2 protein-coding genes and 1 pseudogene are annotated in these 4,833 nt (G+C 49.6%); all 3 read left to right on the top strand.

The window, feature by feature from the left end:
• On the top strand, nt 1-1,757 hold a 1,757-nt coding region (locus WBV75_RS06145), incomplete at its 5' end, for a SusC/RagA family TonB-linked outer membrane protein (protein WP_424119761.1).
• Nucleotides 1,758-1,761: 4 nt separating this feature from the next.
• Complete coding sequence (locus tag WBV75_RS06140; protein WP_424119760.1) at nt 1,762-3,261, top strand: RagB/SusD family nutrient uptake outer membrane protein; 1,500 nt, start codon at nt 1,762-1,764, stop codon at nt 3,259-3,261.
• Nucleotides 3,262-3,281: 20 nt separating this feature from the next.
• A pseudogene (locus WBV75_RS06135) lies at nt 3,282-4,833 on the top strand (hypothetical protein); the annotation flags it as partial.

The following is a 4,833-nucleotide window of genomic DNA, read 5'->3' as shown; positions in this document are numbered from 1 at the left end:
GTGGTAAGATTGGGGCTGCCTACACTTTCCTCAGCGATTTCACCTTTGAATCTAATTTTCAGTTTAATTATGCAGAGGTAATTTCCAAATCCTTTTTCCCCACCGTATTTTATGGGTCCGGAAAGGTCTTCAACGTAGACCGTAATTTTGTTACAGAGGGTAAGAATATTTTTCGCGACTATACCTGGGATACCTTCCTGAAATACAACCGGGGCTTCGGGGAAGGTCACAACATTCAAGCTACTCTTGGAATGTCCGTCTTCAGGACCAGTGGGCAGTTTTCCGGAGCCACGGGATTTGATATTCCCGGAAACGATTATCAGAATGCCGACCTGGACAATGCCTCTGACGTCGTAGACAATTTCATCAATACTGTCGGGAAGTTTGATTCCCGTCTGCTCTCCTACTTTTTCAGGGCCCAATACAATTATAAAGATAAGTACCTCCTCTCCGGGATTATACGCCGGGACGGGTCGAGTAATTTCGGACCCGAGAACCGGTTTGGATATTTTCCATCAGGCTCATTGGGATGGGTACTTACCGAAGAGGAGTTCATTGGGGACTCCAATTGGCTCGATTTCATGAAGATCCGGGCGAGTTATGGAATCGTCGGTAACGACCGGATCGCGACTAACGCCTTTCGCTCAGTGCTCTCAGGGGAAGCAGCCTACGTTTTTGATGGTGAACTTGTCTTTGGAAGGGCCGCAGGAGCCATCTCAAATCCTCAAATCAAATGGGAAGAGCAAAAGACCCTGGACATAGGTGCGGACCTGCGCCTGTTCAACGACCGGGTAGACATTACAGCTGATTATTTTAAAAGGCGTACTGAAGACCTGTTGGTGACCCCTCCTGTTTCTGGTATTCTCGGGGCAGCGGCCCCTGGCTCTGCACCCCCGGTGGTAAATGCAGGGATCGTGGAGAACAGTGGATTTGAATTTGCTATTGGGTATCGAACAGATCGCTCCAAGCCCTTCACGGCCAGCTTTAACTACAACGTGACGTTCCTGGACAACGAGGTTATCTCCGTAAACAACGGTGTTGGCTTTATCCCGGGAGGCTCCTTTGGGGTCGGGCAGGACCCGCCCGCGCGGATGGAAGACGGCAAACCCCTGGGCTACTTCTTCGGGTTACAGACCGATGGGATCTTCCAGAACCAGGCGGAAGTGGAGGCCCATGCCACCCAACCCAATGCCAGTCCCGGCGACCTTCGTTTTGTGGACATCAATGGGGATGGGGTGATAGATAACGACGACCGCACCGATATCGGAAACCCAATTCCGGATGCGACCATGGGCCTTAATATAGCCCTGAACTGGAACCAATGGGATTTTACGGCCTATGCCTTTGCCTCTATTGGAAATGAGATCGTCAGGAATTACGAGCGGAACCAACCCCTGGTAAACCGCTCCGTCTATACCCTGAATCGCTGGACAGGGGAAGGCAGTACTAATACGGACCCAAGGGTCACCACGGGGGCAACTTCCAACACCTTGTTTTCTGATTACTTTGTCGAGGACGGTTCCTTCCTCCGCCTCCAGAATATACAGCTCGGGTATACCTTCCCGGCAACCTTTAATGAGAACCTGGGGATAGACCAATTGCGTTTTTACCTCTCTGCCAATAACCTCTTTACCCTGACGGAATACAGGGGCTATGACCCGGCTGCCTCCTCAGGGGCTCCGATTGGAGCCGGAATTGATCCTGGCTTCTACCCCGTAGCGAGGACCTATTTGCTTGGAGTAAATTTCAAATTTTAATGCCATGAAGACGAGATCTTATACCCTTAAAATCACCGCCCTTTTCCTGCTGCTGCTGTTGGGAAACTACTCCTGCAGCGATGATTTCGTGGATGTGGATTCCTTTGATGAGGATTCGGAGAATTTTTTCAACTCTGAACAGGATTATCAGGAGGCGCTTATAGCCGCCTACGACCTGCTCCAATCCACCTATCTCAATGTACTTCTGGGGGAAATTGCCTCGGACAACACCCTGGCGGGGGGCGAAAGTGCGACGGATGTACCTGGTATACAGGAGATCGACGATATGGTACACACCCCTGTAAATCAACAGCTGAATGATATTTTTAACTGGATGTTTGCCGGGGTCAACCGCGCGAATTATATCCTGGAATTCAAGGACAAAACAGATTTTCAAGGCAAGGAAATCATTCTGGCGGAAGCCAGGTTCCTGAGAGCTTATTATTACTTTGAATTAGTGAAGTGGTTCGGCGATGTGCCTGTCCCTCTGGACTCCGAAACTGGGGAGCCGGTGGATCGCCGGCTGCTCTTCGGGGACCAGGACGTCCTGGATCGGATCCCAAAAGCAGAAGTATATGAGAAAGTCATAGAAGCCGACCTTATCTATGCAGCAGGTATCCTGCCCTATGTGCAACCTGAAACAGGCCGGGCTACCAAAGGAGCAGCCCAGGCGCTCCTCGGCAAGGTTTACCTGTTTCAGAATAAGTATAATGAAGCTGCGTCCGTATTGGAGGACCTTATCAACAATGGACCCTATGCCCTGGTTCAGGATTATACTACCATTTTTGCAAACGACAACGAAAACAATGCTGAATCCGTCTTTGAAGTACAGTACACCGATGTTGAAGGTGCCGGTTTTGGTTGCCTGCAGTGTAGTGAGGGAAATGTGGCTGTTGGCTTTAACGGGATTCGAAATTATTCCGGCCCTGAATTTGAGTCTGGCTTCAGCTTTAATGTTCCCGTTCAGGAGGTCTATGAAGGATTTGAGCCTGGAGATGTTCGCAGGGATGCGGCCATTCTCGACATCGAGGCCTGGGCAGCTGAAAATATCGGGGTTTCTTATGTGGAAGGGTATGAGCATACCGGGTATTTCAACCTGAAATACCTGCCACGTCAGGGGGGGCTTAATACCCCGGATGCAAATTTGACAAAACCCAATAACTACCGTGCCATTCGGTATGCAGACGTATTGTTGATGGCTGCGGAAGCCCTGAATAGCGGGGGAATCAGCGATGATCGAGCCCAGAATTACCTCAACGAAGTGCGAAGGAGGGCTTCCCTCCCGGAAATTTCGGCGGTGGGCGGACCTCTCCGGGATGCCATCTACCGGGACCGCAGAGCAGAATTGGTTGGGGAGGGACACCGTTTCTTTGATCTGGTGCGGACCGGCAGGGCTGCTCAGGAAATACAGGGATTCCAGACCGGGAAGCACGAAGTGTTCCCGATACCATCTATAGAAATTGAATTAGCGGGAAACCGCTGGGAACAAAACCCAGGATATTAGTAAAGATAAATTAGCTACCCATGAAAAAGATCAAATACCTTTTCGTTTTCTTCGTAGGAGTACTCCTTTTTGGCGGATGTAACCAGGAAGAAGAACTTTCCTATGTATTCCAGGACATCTCCGCACCGACCAATGTGCAGGCCCAATTTGATATTGCCCAGGATGACTCGGGGGAAGTTTCTGTGACCCCAACGGCAGAAGGCGCTACCCTTTTCGAAATCTACTATGGGGATACAGAGGATGAAACGCCCACTGAGGTAAACCCGGGGGAAACTGCAACACATATTTACGGGGAGGGTGAATTCAACCTTAGGATCGTAGCTATCGGAATGACCGGGCTTACCAGTGAGTTAAACCGTGTCGTAACCATATCATTCGCGGCACCAACAGACCTTACAGCTGAGATAACTCAGTCCAATCCATTAGAAATTACCGTAACTCCTTCAGCCACGAACGCGACAGTTTATGATGTTTATTTCGGTGAAAGTGCTGAAGAAGAGCCCATGACAATTATGGACGGAGAATCCGCCGTTTATCAGTATGCAGCTCCAGGGGAATATACCATCAGGATCGTTGCAAGAGGTGCGGGGGCTGCTACTTCCGAGATAACGGAAGTCTTTAACGTTGAGGATTTGACGAATGCCGAAACCTTCCCGATTGATTTCGAATCCAATGAAACACTTACCGGTGTATTTGAAGAAGGGGATGGGGTAACCGGCAGTGTGATTGCCAATCCCGATGCCAGCGGCATCAACACTTCGGAAACGGTTTATGAGTTTACCAAAGTGGAAGGGGCTGCCTGGTATTCAGGAATCTTCCACATCTTTTCAGAGGACATGGATCTGAGCGTGGACCAGGTATTTAAGGTAAACATCTGGTCGCCCAAGGCAGGTGTTAATGTGCGCTTCCAAATCGAGAAGGAAGGCGGTGACGCCGGACTTAACCTCTTTATCGACCAGACCGTGGACGTTGCCGAGGAATGGGTGACCCTTACCTATGATTTCAGGGGAATTGTAGATCCTGCCAATGCATATGACAAATTTGTGCTCTTCCCTGATTTCGATGCCACAAATCAGCCTGCCGGAGATGGATCCATTTACTATATCGATGATATTAATCTGGAGACGCCTGGGGCGGTTTTGGAATTGCCCATCTCTTTTGATTTAGAAGGTGTAGATTATGATTTTGGCACATTCAATGGAGCGAGTTATGAGGTAGTTGATAACCCGGATCCATCAGGTGCTAATCCTGATGTTACCAAAGTCGGCGCAATCACCAATTCAGGTGCCCAGTTTGAAGGCGGTGCTTTCAACCTGGATACTCCTGTAGACTTCAGTGGAGACAATAAGACCATCGCCATGAAATTCTGGTCTACTGTTCCGGTTCCGATCCTTCTTAAATTTGAAGGAGGGGTGAACGGCGAAAGGCAGAATGAAGTGGTTGCCAGTCATACAGGATCAGGCTGGGAGGAAATCACTTTTGACTTCGCGAAAGATGCTACTAAGAGCTTCATCGATGGTAACCAGGGCGTTGGAGAGCCTTTTGTTCCCACGGGACAATACGCTACTATGG

Source organism: Robiginitalea sp., from assembly GCF_049588695.1.
Classification (GTDB): domain Bacteria; phylum Bacteroidota; class Bacteroidia; order Flavobacteriales; family Flavobacteriaceae; genus Robiginitalea.
The sequence above is the reverse complement of the archived record's forward strand: the minus strand, read 5'-3'. Positions and strand labels throughout refer to the sequence as shown.